15 protein-coding genes are annotated in these 18,392 nt (G+C 52.7%); 5 read left to right on the top strand and 10 right to left on the bottom strand.

Translation table 11 applies throughout. The features are described from left to right. Window positions 1-44: 44 nt before the first annotated feature. The 4 genes from lptA to hpf all read left to right on the top strand — a co-directional run bounded on the left by lptA (window position 45) and on the right by hpf (window position 3,287). Window positions 45-599, top strand: a complete 555-nt coding sequence (gene lptA / locus IXC47_RS11570) for a lipopolysaccharide transport periplasmic protein LptA (protein ID WP_175624687.1) — start codon at window positions 45-47, stop codon at window positions 597-599. A 1-nt stretch (window position 600) separates the two neighbouring features. Next, complete coding sequence (lptB, locus tag IXC47_RS11565) at window positions 601-1,341, top strand: LPS export ABC transporter ATP-binding protein (protein WP_175624686.1); 741 nt, start codon at window positions 601-603, stop codon at window positions 1,339-1,341. A gap of 18 nt (window positions 1,342-1,359) precedes the next feature. After that, window positions 1,360-2,829: an RNA polymerase factor sigma-54 gene (locus IXC47_RS11560; RefSeq protein WP_195875710.1), complete on the top strand. Its 1,470-nt coding sequence runs from the start codon at window positions 1,360-1,362 to the stop codon at window positions 2,827-2,829. A 104-nt stretch (window positions 2,830-2,933) separates the two neighbouring features. Further along, window positions 2,934-3,287, top strand: a complete 354-nt coding sequence (hpf, locus tag IXC47_RS11555) for a ribosome hibernation-promoting factor, HPF/YfiA family (protein ID WP_012081196.1) — start codon at window positions 2,934-2,936, stop codon at window positions 3,285-3,287. Between the two features lie 88 nt (window positions 3,288-3,375). On the opposite strand, the gene IXC47_RS11550 is transcribed toward hpf, so the two are convergent. From IXC47_RS11550 to IXC47_RS11520, 7 genes are all read right to left on the bottom strand, one after another. Beyond that, window positions 3,376-4,080 carry a hypothetical protein gene (locus IXC47_RS11550; protein WP_195875709.1) on the bottom strand — a complete coding sequence of 235 codons (705 nt, stop codon included), beginning with the start codon at window positions 4,078-4,080 and terminating at the stop codon, window positions 3,376-3,378. A 47-nt stretch (window positions 4,081-4,127) separates the two neighbouring features. Beyond that, a complete protein-coding gene (locus IXC47_RS11545; protein WP_195875708.1) occupies window positions 4,128-8,813 on the bottom strand; it encodes a pilus assembly protein in 4,686 nt (1,561 codons plus the stop codon). A gap of 76 nt (window positions 8,814-8,889) precedes the next feature. Then, window positions 8,890-9,501: a pilus assembly PilX family protein gene (locus IXC47_RS11540; protein ID WP_195875707.1), complete on the bottom strand. Its 612-nt coding sequence runs from the start codon at window positions 9,499-9,501 to the stop codon at window positions 8,890-8,892. Then, window positions 9,495-10,607 (bottom strand): PilW family protein, encoded by a 1,113-nt coding sequence (locus IXC47_RS11535; protein WP_195875706.1) that lies wholly within the window; start codon window positions 10,605-10,607, stop codon window positions 9,495-9,497. Before IXC47_RS11535 ends, IXC47_RS11540 begins: the two co-directional genes overlap by 7 nt. Window positions 10,608-10,617: 10 nt before the next feature. Next, a complete protein-coding gene (pilV, locus tag IXC47_RS11530; RefSeq protein WP_175624680.1) occupies window positions 10,618-11,085 on the bottom strand; it encodes a type IV pilus modification protein PilV in 468 nt (155 codons plus the stop codon). Next, window positions 11,079-11,666, bottom strand: coding sequence for a GspH/FimT family pseudopilin (locus IXC47_RS11525; RefSeq protein ID WP_217703429.1), 588 nt, complete (start codon window positions 11,664-11,666; stop codon window positions 11,079-11,081). Before IXC47_RS11525 ends, pilV begins: the two co-directional genes overlap by 7 nt. Continuing rightward, window positions 11,663-12,127 carry a type IV pilin protein gene (locus IXC47_RS11520; RefSeq protein WP_175624679.1) on the bottom strand — a complete coding sequence of 155 codons (465 nt, stop codon included), beginning with the start codon at window positions 12,125-12,127 and terminating at the stop codon, window positions 11,663-11,665. Before IXC47_RS11520 ends, IXC47_RS11525 begins: the two co-directional genes overlap by 4 nt. A 164-nt stretch (window positions 12,128-12,291) precedes the next feature. Between IXC47_RS11520 and IXC47_RS11515 the strand changes: the two genes are divergently transcribed. Next, window positions 12,292-13,386, top strand: a complete 1,095-nt coding sequence (locus IXC47_RS11515) for an enoyl-CoA hydratase/isomerase family protein (RefSeq protein WP_195875705.1) — start codon at window positions 12,292-12,294, stop codon at window positions 13,384-13,386. 12 nt (window positions 13,387-13,398) lie between these two features. On the opposite strand, the gene IXC47_RS11510 is transcribed toward IXC47_RS11515, so the two are convergent. From IXC47_RS11510 to pilQ, 3 genes are all read right to left on the bottom strand, one after another. After that, window positions 13,399-14,547: a deoxyguanosinetriphosphate triphosphohydrolase gene (locus IXC47_RS11510; protein WP_175624677.1), complete on the bottom strand. Its 1,149-nt coding sequence runs from the start codon at window positions 14,545-14,547 to the stop codon at window positions 13,399-13,401. A gap of 39 nt (window positions 14,548-14,586) precedes the next feature. Further along, window positions 14,587-16,257 carry a bifunctional shikimate kinase/3-dehydroquinate synthase AroKB gene (gene aroKB, locus IXC47_RS11505; RefSeq protein ID WP_195875741.1) on the bottom strand — a complete coding sequence of 557 codons (1,671 nt, stop codon included), beginning with the start codon at window positions 16,255-16,257 and terminating at the stop codon, window positions 14,587-14,589. 61 nt (window positions 16,258-16,318) lie between these two features. After that, on the bottom strand, window positions 16,319-18,379 hold the full coding sequence (pilQ, locus tag IXC47_RS11500) for a type IV pilus secretin PilQ (protein WP_195875740.1): 2,061 nt from the start codon (window positions 18,377-18,379) through the stop codon (window positions 16,319-16,321). Window positions 18,380-18,392 lie beyond the last annotated feature (13 nt).

The following is an 18,392-nucleotide window of genomic DNA, read 5'->3' as shown; positions in this document are numbered from 1 at the left end:
CGCATAGACGATTTTTATCTGACGCAATCATTTAGAGAACTTTCATGAAACGTTTCTTCTCCGTACTTCTGGTTCTCTGCGGCCTGGGCACTGCCTTGGTCTCCTACGCCGAAAAAGCGGACGCGACCAAGCCCACCAATGTCGAAGCCAATAAAATGGAATACGACGACCTCAAGCAGATCAACACCTTCACCGGCAATGTCGTGTTAACACGTGGCACCATCCTGATGAAAGCCAACAAAATGGTGGTCAAGCAGGATCCTGCAGGCTATCAGTTCATCACTCTGTACGGCTCGTCCGATGCACTGGCGAACTTCAAGCAAAAACGTGATGGCGGCCCCGACCAATGGATAGAAGGTCAGGCCGAACGCATTGAATACGATGACAAGGCTGAAATCATGAAGTTGTACACCAAGGCACGCATGCGTCGCCTGGAAAACGGCAAGCCTACCGATGAAGTTGAAGGTGAATTCATCTCCTACGATACACGCGCTGAATTCTTTACCGTACACAACACCTCAAGCGGCGACAGCAAACAAGGCGGCGGCCGCATCAAGGCCGTGATCCAACCGCGTGCCGCAGATACAAAGGCAAAATAAGATGTCCAGCAAGTTGATCGTCAACGGATTACAAAAAAGCTACGGCGCGCGCCAGGTAGTACGCGATGTTGCGCTGCAAGTCGAAAGCGGCGAAGTCATCGGTTTGCTCGGCCCTAACGGCGCGGGCAAAACGACCTCCTTCTACATGATCGTGGGTCTGGTACCGTCCGACGCCGGACGCATCGAACTGGATGGCGTCGACATCTCACGCCAGCCTATCCACAAGCGGGCACAACTGGGCTTGTCTTACCTGCCGCAGGAAGCATCGGTCTTCCGCAAACTGAGTGTAGAAGACAATATCCGCGCCGTCCTTGAACTGCAGCGCGTCGATGGCAAGCCACTCAATGGTGCGCTACTCGAACAGCGCCTGGATACGCTGCTGGCCGACCTGCAAATCGAAAAACTGCGCGAGAACCAAGCCATGTCCTTGTCCGGTGGCGAACGCCGCCGTGTGGAAATCGCCCGTGCACTGGCCACCAATCCGCGCTTCGTGCTGCTGGACGAACCATTTGCAGGTGTCGATCCTATCGCGGTGATTGAAATCCAGCGCATTGTGCGCTTCCTGAAAGAGCGCGGCATCGGCGTCCTGATCACCGATCACAATGTGCGCGAAACACTCGGCATCTGTGATCGCGCTTACATCATCAACCAGGGTGCGGTCCTGGCCAGCGGACGACCGGATGACATCATCGCCAACGAATCGGTACGCCGCGTCTACTTAGGTGAACACTTCCGCATGTAAGCGGAAGAAAAAACATCTATGAAGCAATCCCTGCAACTACGAGTCTCCCAACATCTGGCGCTTACGCCACAACTGCAGCAGTCCATCCGTTTGCTGCAGTTATCGACTCTTGAATTGCACCAGGAACTGGAACAAATACTCGCCGACAATCCGATGCTGGAACGTACCGATGATCCGCTGGATCACGCGGTACGCCTGCTGGCAGATGGTGCGATGGGTGCCAGCGGTACTGCACCGGAGGGCGCCAGCGTCGAAGCGAATGCCCAGACGCCGGATAGTGAAGGCGGCTCAGAAGGCCCCGATTTACCGGAAGCCTCGAGTGGCGACAGCGATTGGAGTTTCGACGACGTCGCACGCACCTCCAAGGCGCCGGAAGACGATGATGGCCGACCGCAACTGGAAGCGCATGAAACCACGCTACGCGAACATCTGCTGGAACAAATGCGCGTCACCGTACGCGAACACCGCGACCGCGCCCTGCTCGAACTCATCATCGATGCACTGAATGACAACGGCTATCTGGAAGAAGAGCTGGAAGAAATCCATGCACGCTTGCCGGAAGAACTGGAAATCGAACTGGAAGAGTTGCAGATCTCTCTCAAGATGCTGCAGAGCTTCGATCCACCGGGTGTAGGTGCGCGTGACGCTGCCGAGTGCCTGGCACTGCAAATCAGGCGTATGCCCAAGGTCGCAATGGTGACCCGCCGCATGGCACTGGCCATCGTGGAAAACCATCTGCCGCTGTTTGCGCAGCGCGATTTCAATAAATTACGCAAGGCACTGGATTGCGACGACGAAGACTTGCGCGAAGCACAAGCCATCATCAAGCAATGCAATCCACATCCTGGTTCCATTTTTGCAACTGATGCTTCCGACTATGTAGTACCTGACGTCATCGTCAAGCGTACCCGCAGCGGCTGGCAAGTCATGCTGAACCACGACGTGATGCCACGGCTGCGCGTTAATAGCATGTATGCCAACATCTTGAAGCAAAGCAAGGGCGAGGCATCGCTTGGTTCCCAGTTGCAAGAAGCGAAATGGCTGATCAAAAATATGCGCCAACGCTTTGACACCATACTGCGTGTCGCCGAGGCAATTGTCGAACGTCAGAGGAACTTCTTTTCGCACGGCGCAGTCGCAATGAGACCGCTTGTTTTACGTGAAATAGCTGATACACTGGGACTACACGAGAGCACTATTTCACGTGTAACCACCCAGAAGTACATGCTGACTCCCCACGGGATGTTCGAATTGAAATACTTTTTCGGCAGCCATGTCGCAACAGAAGCCGGTGGTGAAGCATCATCGACAGCGATACGGGCACTGATCAAACAATTGATAGGAGCTGAAGACCCGAAAATTCCATTCTCTGATAGCAAGATTGCCGACATGCTGGCAGAACAAGGCATGGTGGTAGCGAGACGGACCGTAGCAAAATATCGCGAAGCCCTGAAAATCCCACCGGTCAATCTGCGCAAGTCGTTGTAGATATCGTCCTTTGTAGTTTTTGTTGTAGTTATACGTTGCTGTGTTCGGCGTAGTCACTTCACAAGACCGCGCATAACCTCCAGTGACCTTCATAGGAGCACTGTATGAATCTCACAATCAGTGGACATCACCTCGAATTGACCCCCGCCATCCGCGAATATGTACAAGGTAAATTGGAGCGCATCAAACGACATTTTGATCACGTTATCGATATTGCAGTCATCCTGACTGTAGACAATCTCCCCGAGAAGGAAAAACGCCAAAGGGCAGAAATTAACTTGCGTGTGAGAGGCAAGGACCTGCATGCAGAAAGCATTGCAGATAATTTATACGCTGCCATTGATACACTGATCGACAAGCTCGATCGACAAGTGATCAAATACAAAACCAAACAGCAAGACCATCAACACGATGCGATCAAACGATTGCCGGATGCGTCAGATGCTGTAACGCCTTAAGCTAAAGGCAGGCCGAACAAATCGGCCGGATGAAATGAAGGGCGCAGATTGCGCCCTTTTTTGTTTTGTAATATTCACGGCCCCTCACTTATTCAGCTTTCTTCGCAATGTTTTCGACTGAGCGACCTTCCAGCACGACTTCAATTTTGAGTTGGCTTTTCACCGGCATCCCCGCCACTTTGCCGGGATTGAATTTGGTTTTAGAGAAAGCGTCTTTGATCAGTTGCTGCGCAGACTCGGACAAAGAAGAGTTTTCGATGAGCACATCGTCAATATCACCAATCTCATTGATAAACAAATCCAACACTGCCATCTGCGCCAATCCACTTGCAAAGAGTGCGTCCAAGTCGGGAGAGATATCGACCACCACTGCAGGCTGCTCAGTCAGCTCAGTGGGCTGAAAATAATATGGCTTGGGTAATGCGATGAGATTAAAAAGAGAGGAAGCAGCCGCATCCGCTGACCCGCGTGCTTGCGGCAAAAGATCGGCCTGATCCTTTGAGGCCACGGATTTCTCCACGACATCGGCTGTGCTAATACGATGGTTAGCAATGTCAGTTTTATCGACATTGACATCTGTCTGCATGGATTTGCCTGCTGACCTTGTTTCCTTCTGTACGCTAAGCAAGTCTACTATCATCGCTGACGATTCTGACGCATAGGTCGCTCCGCCTACACTACCATGTACTGCGTAAACGAAACCCACTGCCAGACCACCATGGACGAAGAGCGACAACAACATCGCTAATCGCTCGGTAGCGGTTTTTTGTCGGATAAAGACGGGCATTTTCATACAAGAATCTTGACGGGATGATGGTTAGTGCCATCATCCCGCACATCTCACTGTGCGTTCAGGACACGCCAGGAAACACGACGCGTACCGCTTGTCGGGGATGGATCTATCGGTGGCGCCGTAACTTTGGTTCCCCCAAGATCAGTACCGCTCGAAGCACCACTCGACGTCCGTATTAAGGCGCGGACCGTACCATCTGCCTGCATGATCATGACCGGACGCGTCACCAGGCCGGACCCCAGACTGATCCCGCTCACACCATTTGCAGTGCTAATAGGGCCACCTGTCAGATAACTCAACGCATAAACAAAGCTGGCCGCAGTACCGGTAGTAGGTCCGCAAGCACTGACCGTCGAGGCTTGAGGTGTAATCGTCGTGAACAATAGCGTACCCAAAGCCAGCGAAGGATCAGTACTTGAGCGCTCGCCGCCACTCAGGAAGTCCAGGTACCAGCCGTTTTTAGTCGTCCAGTCGACCGCGTTATTGGTGCTGGTACGCACCTCCTGCTGGGCAATACAAACCGTGGACGACGTACCCTCAGGACAAACGCCACTAGTCAATGTCTGTGCCACAAAATTGCTGCTGCCTGTGCGAGGATTGCCGAGCGTCACCGTATCAAGATTATCTTTGATTGCGTAAAAAGATTGTGTGCTGCTATCAGTGACATCAGTGGTACCCAAATAACGTCCCGTACCAACATAGACTACTGGCTTACCACTCAAGGTCGCTATTGCTGGCTTCGCCGTCAGCGGTTGCGCCCTACCAGTCGAATCTGTCAGGCTGACCAATAACTGCGCGTCATACCCCACCGCACCGATGTCATTATTTATATCGAAGCGCCACACATTACCCAACACATCACCACCGTATGCGGCGATAGCAGTACTGTCGGTTGATGATTGCAGTACATGCGCGGTAACACGTGACAATCCACTCGGTGTCGTTGCACTACCAGCACTCGTCGCAATACTTCTGATGAGCTCACCCGTACCTGCATTCAATACATACAAACGACCTTTGCCGACATCCGCACTGACAGTTCCGTCGGTATTGTTATAGCCGGAAGGGAGCAAAACAACCCAGGTACCATCCTTCAATTTGGCTATGCTTGGATTGCCATAGGTGTAACCCAGGTTTTGATCTGTAAATTCCCACAACAATGATGGAGAACTAGGATTGGTGATATCGAGTGCGAAGTACCCTTTGCCACCACGATTCAAGCCCCCTACCAGTATCGTCTTCCACTGCCCCGACGTACATGCAGTGGTAGGAGCAGTCGGGCAGATGTCGCCCGTTTCTGGTGAGTTATCGACATAGAACTGGTGCTTAGTCGAATCCGTCGGATAATTCTTATCGGCCAGTTTGTACAGGTTCGGCAATACCATGCTCGGGATATATGACCACAGTTCCTGACCTGTCGTCGCATCAAACGCATGCAACATACCGTCATTGGCACCTACGTAAACCGCACCGGCGCGGGTGGATTTATCTGTTTTAAACGCAGTGTAGTTCGCATCCAGATAGTTATACAAAGGTGTTTGCACATAGCGCGCCTCGGAAGAGACGATATCGCCCAGTATGTGCGTACGTTGACGGAAATAACTGCCTTCATAGCTTCGGTCGCCACGCAAGAAATTAACCAATGCTTCACCTGCCGCACCACCGGTCGCTATCGTATTATTCGTTTGCAATGTAGTGCTTAAGCAAGCACCACCGGCTGGCGAACAGAATTGCGACAAGCCGGAAGTCGCGGATGAATAGGTGATCGCTGGTGCGGTAAAAAATGCTTTCTGCGCGTTGGACAAATTAGCCCATTCAAATGAAATCAACCCGCTGGAACCTTTGGTGTAGATGGTTCTGCTGGTCAAAGGAACTACTGGTTGTCTCGTTGCAGCAGTTTCATCAGCATTGACGACTGAGGTATGGGCATCGTCTATTCCCGACGCATTGAAGGTAGCGCCTGAGACATAGGCAGTATTCACCGTATAGCATCGATTGCCCTGGCGGAAAGCACTACCCAATACATAGCTGGTAGATGCTGTCCACACAGTGGTCGCACAGTCGAGCAAGCGCATGGCCGACCAGTTCTGCGCCGTCAACGAACCTTCAGGCGTAATTTGCTGACGTATCAGTTCGCCGTACCACTCCACTGATTTGTATGAAGAACTGAAAACATAGTTGTCAGCAGCACTGACGTTAGGGTTACTGCTCGCGGCAGCTGCCGCGGTACCAGGGCGAGGCGTGTTGACGATCGTAGTCAGCGCACTGATCAGGCTACTCGACAAGGAAGCCGGGTCGGAAGCACTGAAGTATGCACCATGCCCGTTAATCGCTGCATGCCACAAATCATCAATATTCGCGTTCGAATTCGATGCCGGGATAGGCCAGGTACATGCACCGCTGCTTTGCCATGAACAGACGCCGTTAGTAGGATTCGCAGTGGTACCGTTTTTAACGTCGTAGAAATCGCCACTGGTATCGTTCCAGTAATCCTTGCCATCATTCGGCGCGTACACCATCTGTCCTTGTGCACCCAGGCCCAGTGTGAAAGTAGTCATGTGCTGCGCGGTCGCAACATCCCGACCATTCGCAGGGACATTGTTATCACACAGATTGTTTGCCGTGGTACTTGGAGCAATGATCGGGCCGGTGCAAGTGCCCGTTGCGTCGGCACCGGTAGCATCGGAGTTACGCAAATCCGTGTTGTAGTAATACGCGGCGACGTCGGCCAGGGTATCCGACGTTCCCCCACTACTGGATACCGTGCGGCAGGCTCTTGCCGTCCCCACCGTATATGTAGGCGCAACTGACTTGGTAATCGGAGTACACGTGGTCGCGGTTGCCCATGAACCATCTACATACTGACAATCAGTTCCGTTACTGATGCTCCAACTTCCACTCCCAGTACTGTAACTAACAGTACAGCTTGATGCATTGGTCCAGGCAGACCAGTTGTAACGACATTGTGTATTACTATTGGCTTGACATGTGGTGGCATTGGTCCAATTTCCTTTGCCCGACTTGAGTTGCAAAGCGCCTGTGCGTTGTTGCAAGGTACTGGTTTGTGCCTGGAGCTGCGGTGTACCGCCATCACTATATGGCGCACCCAATCCTACGTCCTGATTCCCCACTGCCGTAGAGCCATCCAGTTTATATCCAGCTCCTCCGTTCCAGAAACCATCCGTCGATAAGATCGTATAGTTTTGCTGACAGGAATATTGCATCGGATCCGTTACCGTGCTTCCACGATAACTAGTGTCGTTTAACTTACCCGCGTACAAGCGACCGGCAGTCGCCAGCGTCGAACGCAAGGCAGTACCACTGTTTGGATTTGCGCTGATCAATTTGTTATACCAGTTATATTTCTGCGTACCTGCAAACTCACCCAGGTTCAGATAATCGCTGTTGGTATTGTTATTGATGCTCATGTACCCCAATCGAAAACGGGACACATTATTTGCAATATCGGTCGCCGCATCTATCGTAGAAAATGCATTACTTGCAGCGGTCTTCATCATCTGCATCCGCGTCCGGTAGTAAGTCCACCAGTTAGCGTAATTTGTCATTTCTTCGTTGTAAGTACAGGTAGTACCTGCACAATCAATACGTGCCGTCGCTTTGCTGGTGCTGCCAGGATAGGGATAACTGTTTATACCGGGCGTCAAAGTGATACGGCGGTTTTCGCCCAGGATATTCGTGTTGGGAACCGCGAAAGCAGTAGTACTGATCGTCATGCCAGTTCGCGCAACCACAGGAGTAGATGTAGTGGCGGATGGAGCAAGTATCGTCACAACCGCGCCGGATCGCGTAGCGGTATAACCAACCCCTGAGCAGTTACTGCCTGTAGGTCGGGTGAGCGTACACAGATTAATGTTATTAACTATCGCTTGTGCAACAGTATTCGCGTTATTTGAACTCCCAGTCGGAGTGGAAAGTATTTCCACGGTACCGACCATAATGCTGCTTACGATGGTATTCGACGAACCGGAAACCGTAATCGTGGCACTTGGTGGTGATGGCGCCCTGACCCATGCGTTGTTATTGCCGAATGTCGCCCGGCAGGTCCCGAGTCCACTATCAGTACACCAACGCACCGTTGCAGGAAACGGATAAGTAGTGCTTGGCGCACTGGCAGTAGTACAAGTTCTCAAATTCGGCGAGGTGCAATATTCTGCGGCTACCATCGTATAAAAATAGGGCGGTGTAGTGGTATTACCCTGCAGGTCTGTAGTACCGGTACTTTGCACACCAAAAGCATCGTTTTTAACAGCAGCCCAATTTGGCGATGCGGCAGAAGCACTACCATTCCCTCCCGTGGCTGCAGACACACCGGTTTGACTCAAGTAGGTCGTAGTATTAATTGCACCAGAGGTCCCGACTGCAATCGGCGGCACGTAACGCACCGCCGGGTTGTAATACATACCGTTATAGGCGGCATTCTTGAACCAATACTCCATGCGTGCGGAAGAAGGATCTTGCCCTGCGCTACTACATGAACTGGTAGTCGTTGAGTAGACAGACGAACATGCCCAATCAGGCATGAAATCCCAATCCATACTTCCTGAATCATCCAGGATGAAGAAGACATTCGGCTTTACGTCTGTAGATGTGGGAGCCGAATATGTGTTCAACGGGGTCGTCGAAATATCCGTTACTGCCGCATGCGCGGGAACGAAAAGAGCCAGAGCAATCAGCGCGACGCCGATATCTTTGGACACTGTATGAGTTTTCATGGAAGTCCCCTGAATTTGCAACACGTCTTGCGTCTGCAAGAAGAATGATTTGGTTTAACTGTTCGCGACCAGGCACTTACATGGAAACCATGGCCTGCACATAACTGACCGTATTTTTGGGCCCTGTTACACGCACAGTGATGCGGTAGTACACTACCGATGGCGCATTCAACTGAACTTCCACACTCTCGTTATTCCCGGTTGCGGTAGTGACGATGGGGGACGCAGAACAGGATGCCCCTGTGGTTTTGCCACCCGCGTTATTGCACATGCGATCAATCACATACGAAACAACGTTGGCAGCCTCGTCCGGCTTACCTTCGTTTAAGGTCATTTTGCGGTTCTCGAGATTGGCCATCCAATATGCATCCCAGGACTGACCCGCAGCCGGATTCAATCCAGAGGAACTGCCGTTCGCCGCATAACCATTACCAGCGCTATCCGTTTCCAGCGTCACGCTGGAGGCAGTCTGCAGGAAGTTAATCCCGGCTTCGACCCCGGCATCTGCGGAACGGGTTGCCGCCTGTTGGAATGCCAGATTGCCGGCGATAAGATTGGTGGTATCAACTGAGCGCATCAACGCGAGGCCCGCGAGAGTCATCGCAACCAATACAATCAGCGCGATGATCAACACCACACCACGTTGTCTGGTATGCCGTACGAGATGGAATGTAGATAGACTTAGCATCCTATCGGCACTCCCATCCACGCCACATTGCGTATTGGCACTATCGTCTGGAACACCTTGTATCGGTAATGCTTCCAGGGCTCATCCGCTACCGCATCAGGACCCAGATAGCCGGCATTAGCGACGATAGGATCGGTGTCGTTACCTGCCCAGCTAGGCGCATTCACCGGACTACCTGTATTGACGGTGGTGGTAGTTACCAACTCTTTTTCATACTGACTGCTGCGCGCTACGATGGCGAGCCGGATCGCAGAAATCCGCGCCCAGCCACATCCGGTACTGGGCTGGGTCTGATCAAATACATCAGGAATGGCGTCCATGGTGCCACTCGTATCACGAGCATACTGCGCCTTCATGCTGACGATGTTGCTTGCGATCGGCACCCAGATCGATGCATTGCCCTTATTGGCGTCCAGCCCGCAATCGTTCAGCATGTAGTCACACACCGTCAGGTTGCCACCACGTATTGCGTACGCCAGTATCGTGGGATTCGGTCCCAGGTTATATAAAGCAGCACCTGCAGAACCGGTCGCCACGGTTACAGTGGTCGTCGATACAGCAGTCACACGATCTATGATCAGCGAGCCACACACGGCAGGCGAAGCAATTACTTTGTCACCAACGCCATTGGCACCTGGCGTGAACGAGCTCGGCATTTGCACTGTATATACCGGGGAAGCCTGGGCAGTAATGATGTTGCCCTGTGGCTGCCCGTTCGGATTGCCATAGACAACCAGCAAGCGATCAGTATTCAAATCTCCGACCGGGATAATTGTCGCAGCAGGATTAATCGTCACAGGGGCAAGCGGCACTGCAGTAGCGATATTCGCACCAGAAGCGATAGGCCAACGCAAACTGCAATTCATTAAGTTAACAGCTGCCACACCATAGCCAGCCTGACCTATCTCATGCTGCATCTGATACATCATGAGCGCACCGTTGCTCTGCGCATCACCACCTGTGGTGGTCGTACGCTTGCGTCCTTCGGATAAGGCAAACACCTGCAAAATAACAATGACAGCCAGCATACCGATGGCAAGGCCCACCATGATCTCGACCAGACTGAAACCAGAAGCGCGCGGAGAAGATTTCAACTTACTAGACAATTTACGCTCCTCACCTTATCTGCGCGACGGTGACATATTTATGTACAGGGGATGATGCGTCGTCCCCCGGAGCGCGCCAGGATATGGTCATCGTAACGACACCATCGTTCGCATCGCCCAATGAACTCACATTCACCATCGGCTGGTTTACATCATCAGTAATTCCCGGCAAAGTCGCTGCAACAGTTGCTTTCCAGTTAGTCAATTCTGTCGACGCTCCCGTAGCTGTATCGAAGTTGGCCTTTAATGCAGCCGGAGTCCGGTTGCTGACCCACATCGTTCCTATCAACTGACTCGCGAGCATGCTGGCATCAGAACGATACTTGGCATCCGTCACTTGTTTGACCGCCACACCTTGCATGCCTACCAGTGCCAATATGCCCAGCGAGAAAACCAGGATGGCGATCAAGCCCTCCAGCAACATAATGCCGGCCTGCTTATCCAAAGCAGGTGGTCGTATGGAGTGTTGTCTTAACATGCTTGCGCATCCCCCGCTTGAGTAAGGGCCGGGTCACACATACGCACCTGTCCGCCCGGTGTAACCACTACACGTAAACAACGCATGGAACCGCTGACGGCAGCACAAGTCCCGCCATCCGGATTGGTAACATCGAAAGCCGCGTTATGCCCGGCTGGCAAAGTAGCAGTAGTAACTCGCCCCACGCTGTTAAAAATCAGGGTGGTATCAAAAACTGGTGTACCCGCTGCCAAACCGGTAGTGGCGACGACTTCAGAAGTGACGACGCGGATATTGGACGACCCGTTTGTGCCCGCCCTGGTTTGAATATTCGCCGGGCAATCAGCGGTCGCAGTCTGGCAACCGACGACCCAGGACGTGCCGCTACCCAGAGCAAATTGCACATTGGTATTACGACGCACTGCTTCCACCCGCGCCAGGCTGAGGCCGTTCTGGATAGCCTCGGCCGAAGTACGGATTTTGCTGTTCTGCATGAAGGTGCTGAAATTAGGTATTGCGATACCCAACAGAATGGCAAAGACTGCCAGCCCGACCATTAACTCGATCAGGCTCACACCACGCTGCTGATGACGCTGTTTCAACACACTCCACCTTTTTTCGTCACCCAGCAGCTCGTGCTGCCGGTCCAGCCTGAAGGCGCACCGGAAGTCATGGTGGTCGCCTTGGTATTGTTCTGGTCTATTGTGTAGACAAAACCGCGCATAGACCCAGTACCGACCGCTTCTATCGTATAGACCGTCGCAGTCCCGGCTACACCGTAGGTGCCGCTGCAATCGAAGGTGAAATATTTGCTGGTACCACTATCAGAGTTACAGGCCGGAGCATTTACATAGGTATGGTTATCTTGGAAGAACTGCTCCATTTGCACCCGTTTTGCTGCCAGTGCGGAAGTCGCATCCGGGATTTTCCCCCGCGTTACATAATCGGTATAAGCCGGTATAGCGAACGAAGCCAGGATGCCGATGATCGCCACTGTCACCATGAGTTCTATCAGGGTAAAACCTCGGTTGGCAGCAAATTTAGGTCGGAATATATGTTTCATAGGAACTTTCTTGTAGTTAACATTAATTTAAACCAACTCTTTTCCAGCACCAGAACCATCCGACAAACGGTGTGATCCGGCGCCTTAGTGGTTGAACTAATTGCGCTCCCTGCAACAACATAAGCCGATAAAATGAGCGAACTTTACTTACTCGATCTCGCATCATGTCTGAACAACACATACGCTCTACCATAGAAAACGGCCTTGCCCGCCTGACCCTGGACCGGCCAGACGCCATGAACTCCCTGTCCTTACCCATGGTCCGTACGCTGGCAGAGTACCTGGCGGCCTGGCAAAACGATGCCGCGGTGCAGGCCGTAGTGATCGACAGCAGCCTGCCGAAGGCATTTTGCGCAGGTGGTGACATTCGTTTCTTCCATGAAGTGGCGCTGGGCGGACTGACCGGCGGCAGCGCCTTGCTGGAGGATTTCTTCACGGAGGAATACGCGCTGAATCATTTGATCCACCACTACCCAAAGCCGTATATCTCGGTACTGGACGGCATAGTGATGGGTGGCGGCATGGGCATAGCGCAAAGCAGCGCATCGGCCAGCATACGTATCGTCACGGAACGTACGCGGATGGCCATGCCCGAAGTAAATATCGGATTGTTTCCGGATGTGGGTGGAGGCTATTTCCTGTCGCGCCTGGCTGGTGAGCTGGGTACCTATCTCGGCCTGACCGGGGAAATTGTCGGTGCAGCGGACGCCCTGTACGCCGACCTGGCAGATGTGTTCGTGCCACGCACAGAACTACCAGCTTTGTTGGCTATGCTGAACTCGGTAAAGGGAAATCAATATCGCCAGGCGATAGAAGATTTCGCTGCGCCGTTCAAGTCGCAGATCGATCCGGCGAATAGCCTGCTAGCCAAACAACGCGCATTGATAGACCGTCATTTCGCGCACGACGATGTTGCCGCCATCATTACCTCATTGGCAGCAGATAGCGATCCGTTCGCGCAAAAGACACTAGAGATTATGCGCAAGCGTTCACCGCTGATGATCCATGTCTCACTCGAACAGATACGTCGCTCGGCAAAACTGGAATTGGCAGATTGCCTGCGCCTGGAACGCACCATGGTGCGTCGTTGCTTTGAACACGGAGAAACCGTCGAAGGCATACGTGCGTTGGTCATCGATAAAGACCTTGCGCCGCAATGGCGACCAGCAACGCTGGAAGAAGTAACGCCTGAAATGATTAAGCCATTTTTTACATCGGCTTGGCCAGCCTACGCACACCCGCTGCGAGAACTCAGCTAAGCACTCGTCGACTTACATTTCATCGATCATGAACAGGCGTTTATGCTCGCGTATCGCGTAGCGATCCGTCATACCTGCGATGTAATCCGACACTTTACGTGCCTGGGCAGTCACCGCTTGCGGTGAATCACTGCGTGGCTGCTGATAATCCGGCGGTAATAGATTCGGCTCACGCATAAAGGTCTCGAACAACTCAGCCACGATGCGACGTGCCTTGCTGGTCATGCGATTGACCTGATAATGTTGGTACAGGTTTTCCCGCAAGAAGCGTTTGAGCAAGGCTGCTTCGGCGCGCATCTCATCGGAGAAGGCAATCAATGCCGGTGCATTCCGTACATCGTCTACAGATGTTAATCCTGCCGCCTGTATGCGTTGCTGTGATGTTTCGATCACATCCACGATCAATGCATTGATCATCCTGCGTATCGTTTCATTGATTGCGCGTCGCCCCGTGATACCAGGATATGCAATTTCAACCTGTTGTCGATGGCGGGCATAAAAATCGATTTCATCGAGCTGCGTCGTCGTCAGCAAACCCGAGCGCAAGCCGTCGTCTATATCGTGATTGTTGTAGGCGATTTCATCAGCGAGATTCGCCAGTTGCGCTTCCAGCGTAGGCTGCTTTTTTTCTATGAAGCGGCGACCAATTTCATCCAGTTTTTTTGCATTCGTCAGCGAGCAATGTTTCAGTATGCCTTCGCGCGTTTCAAACATCAGGTTCAAGCCATCGAATGCACCGTAGCGCTGTTCCAGCGCATCCACCACACGCAAGCTTTGCAGATTGTGCTCAAAACCACCGTATGCATTCATACAGGCATTCAAGGCATCCTGTCCGGCATGGCCGAAAGGCGTATGTCCCAGATCATGTGCCAGCGAGATAGCTTCTACGAGGTCTTCATTCAACTGCAAATTGCGCGCAATCGAACGGGCGATCTGCGCCACTTCTATGCTGTGCGTCAAACGCGTACGGAATAAATCACCTTCGTGATTAACGAATACCTGGGTTTTATATTCCAGTCGGCGAAAAGCGGCCGAGTGTATGATGCGGTCGCGGTCGCGCTGGAATTCGGTACGGGAGGAAGTAGCTGGTTCGGAGTAGCGGCGACCCGTCGACGTATCGGAACGGGCCGCGTAAGGCGCGAGATGAGCCTCGATATTCATGTCAGGCCTGTGCCAGACACATCGTCATCTGAACAGCGATCAGGCGACGCATGCTTTGAGTGTTTGCAAGAGCACTTCTTGCGGCACCGTCGTGATGACCGAAGTACCGAGAGGCTTGAGCAGGATGAATTTGATTTGTCCGCCCTCATTCTTCTTATCGACCTCCATCAACTCCAGCCAGCGATCCGTTCCCAGATCCGGTGCTGTCGTTGGCAAGCCAGCAGCTTTGACTACTGCCACTATCCTGTCTTTGGATGACGCGTCAATGTAGCCAAGGCGATGCGACAAGTCCGCCGCCATCACCATGCCACAGCCGACCGCTTCGCCGTGCAACCAGACGCCATATCCCATGCCCGCTTCTATTGCGTGGCCGAAGGTATGACCGAAATTGAGGATGGCGCGCAAGCCGCCTTCGCGCTCATCCTGACGCACGACGTCAGCCTTGATTTCACACGAACGCTTGATGGCATAGGCCAGTGCTGCCGGATCTTTTGCTACCAGCTTGGCGATATTCGCCTCTATCCAGTCGAAGAACGGCGCATCGATGATCGCGCCATGCTTGATGACTTCTGACAAACCGGCTGACAGCTCACGTGCAGGCAGTGTATTCAGGCTGGTCGTGTCGGCGATCACGGCTTGCGGCTGGTAGAACGCGCCTATCATGTTCTTGCCGAGCGGATGATTGATACCGGTCTTGCCGCCGACTGAAGAGTCGACTTGCGATAACAAGGTGGTTGGCACCTGGATGAAAGGTACGCCGCGCATATAAGCTGCAGCGGCGAAACCGGTCATGTCGCCGATTACGCCACCACCCAATGCAATCAGTGTCGTCTTGCGATCGCATTTTTCTGCGAGCAAGACGTCGAAAATCTTCATCAGGTTTTCCCAGCTCTTTTCTTCTTCGCCGTCCGGCAACACGATCTCCGTTACCTTCTTGCCAGCAATCCGCAAGGACTTGCTGACCTGCTCCAGATACAAAGGCGCCACCACTGTGTTGGTCACGATAGCCACCCGCGATCCTGCGACATGTGCCGCCAGCAAGGCGGAATCGCCAAACAGGCTTTGCCCTATCGTAATCGGGTAGCTGCGCGCGCCAAGATCAACGTGCAAGGTATCGGAAGTAGAAGAAGACGTCATGGAATGTTTCGGTAAAGAATGATGATCCTGTGCTGTCGCTGACGCCGCCTGGGTCTGAGTATGCTCAGGGCCCAGCTGCGACAAAATGGACTGCATCAGGAATTGTACGTTAGGACGCCCGGTGTCGATGACGATGTGCGCAACCTCATTATAGAGCGGCTCGCGTATGCGCGATAATTCCTCTATGGTTTTGCGCGGATCGCCGGTTTGCAATAGCGGGCGATTTTTGTCATGGCTGGTACGCTGGACGATGCTGTTGACGTTGGCACGCAGGTAAATCACGGTACCGCGGGACTTCAGATAGGCGCGGCTCTCTGCATTCAGCACAGCGCCACCACCTGTTGCCAAAACAATATCTTGCTGCGCAGTCAGGTCGCGTATGACTTCCGCTTCACGCTGCCGGAAGGCCGCTTCACCTTCAATTTCAAAAATCAGCGGGATAGTCGCGCCCGTGCGCTCTTCGATTTCGTGGTCGGAATCGATGAATCGTTTGTTCAGCCTTTTTGCCAGCGCACGACCGACTGTCGTTTTGCCGGCACCCATCAGACCGACCAGAAAAATATTTCCACCCACGTTACAAAAGCTCTCTTTACCAGGTGCAGCAGCCGACATGGCGCCGCCTATAAGCGGCATCCTACCTGATTGAGACCTTGTCAGTCAGAATTTTAGGTGTCAGGAAGATCAGCAATTCGGTCTTGTCATTGGTACGCCCCGTGGTTTTGAACAAATTGCCAAAGACCGGGATATCACCGAAGAATGGCACTTTTGACACTGAATCACGCTCGGTTTGCTGGAAAATACCACCGATCACCACGGTACCGCCGTTATCGATCAGCACCTGTGTTTTCACGTGTTTAGTATCAATCGCAAAGCCGGAACGGGTTTCGACACCGACCGTATCTTTGTTGACGTCCACATCCAGAATCACATTGCCATCAGGCGTGATCTGTGGCGTGACTTCCAGTTTCAGGTTGGCTTTACGGAAGGACACACTGGTCGCGCCGCTACTGGTAGCTTGCTGGTACGGCAACTCCGTACCTTGTTCGATCAGCGCTTTCAATTGATCGGCGGTAATCACACGCGGACTTGAAATAATTTTGCCTTTGCCATCGGCTTCAAGTGCCGATAGCTCCAGCCCGATAAATCGCGTCGCCGCAGCATTAAACAGGGTTAGCGCTACTGAACCTGGAGTATTACCGTTGATATTTCCAGCAGGCAAATTAACCGCGCTGCCACCCAAGGTCGGAGGTCCCACAGCCGCGGTTGTACTGGTCTGACGACCACCAAGTTGATAATTGCCTTGGTTGCTTATACCAAAAGACAACTTGGCACCCAGGCTGCTGCTGAACTTATCATCCGCTTCCACGATGCGCGCTTCGATCATGACCTGGCGCGTCGCAATGTCCGTCTTCAACACCAGTGCACGAATTTCTTCGAGCTTGGATGCGATATCAGTAATGAACAATTGATTGGTCCGCGGATCGACCACTGCACTACCGCGTTTGGTCAAAATGCTGCGGCTACCACCATCAATGCCGAAAATTTGTTTGAACGATTCCGCTTTTTGATAATTGAGCTGGAATGTTTCTGTCTTGATCGGTTCCAGTTCGGCTATTTGCGCACGCTGCTCCAGCTCCAGTTTTTCTTTGGTCAACAGTTCATCGCGCGGCGCTATCCACAACACGGAACCGTTCTTGCGCATATCCAGACCTTTGGCCTGCATCACGATGTCGAGTGCTTGATCCCATGGCACATCCTTCAGACGCAAGGTCAAGTTGCCACTCACTGTGTCACTAGTAATGATGTTCAGACCGGTAAAGTCAGCAATGACTTGCAGTACCGCACGCACTTCGACGTTCTGGAAATTCAACGACAGTTTATCGCCACGATAATCACGTACGCCCTGGCCCAGCTTGTTCGGCTCTTCCTTCAGCGGTTTCACTTCGATCACCAGCTGCGTATCGCTTTGGTAAGCGCTGTGCTCCCATGAACCCTTAGGCTCGATGGTCATGTGCACATTATCGCCCTGCTGCGTGGTCGTGACGATATTCACCGGCGTGCCAAAGTCAGCCACATCCAGACGGCGACGCAACACTTCCGGCAAGGTCGCTTTCATAAAATCGACTTCGATCTTTTTACCTTGTTGACGCACGTCTACTGCAACTTGGTTGTTAGGCAAGTCGACGACGATACGGCCTTCGCCATTGTTACCACGACGGAAATCGATATCGCGCAAAGCTTGTCGCCCTGCATTTGCCTGCGGTACAGGAACCGGCAAACCAACTGCATTCAGCGGCGTAGGAATAGCGCCCGTACCATCTATCGTCACGATGACGGTATTCGCATCTATCGTCGTCGCGTAGTTCAGCGGGCGTGTCAGGTTAAAAACCAGACGAGAGCGATCACCGACCTGCACGATGTTGGCGTTGCGCACATCACCCAGTCCGATGTCCTGCAAACCCTTGCCGGTTGCATTCGCGGTATTCGCGAAATCCAGTGCAATGCGTGCCGGACTGTTAATCGTGAAGCCAACCGGCGGCTTGGCCGGTGGATTCGTCAATGCCACTTTCACGACGATATTGGAACCCTGCTGATTCGCCGTGACGGATTGAATCGCGTTTTCCTGTGCGATGGCTACACCACCGATGAATAAGAGACCGACAAACGCAGAAAGTCGCCACATTTTTTGCACCATCCCTTGAGAACTT

The sequence above is a fragment of the Herminiimonas contaminans genome (assembly GCF_015645465.1).
Taxonomy (GTDB): domain Bacteria; phylum Pseudomonadota; class Gammaproteobacteria; order Burkholderiales; family Burkholderiaceae_D; genus Oxalicibacterium; species Oxalicibacterium contaminans.
This window is presented reverse-complemented; position numbering and strand designations above follow the sequence as displayed.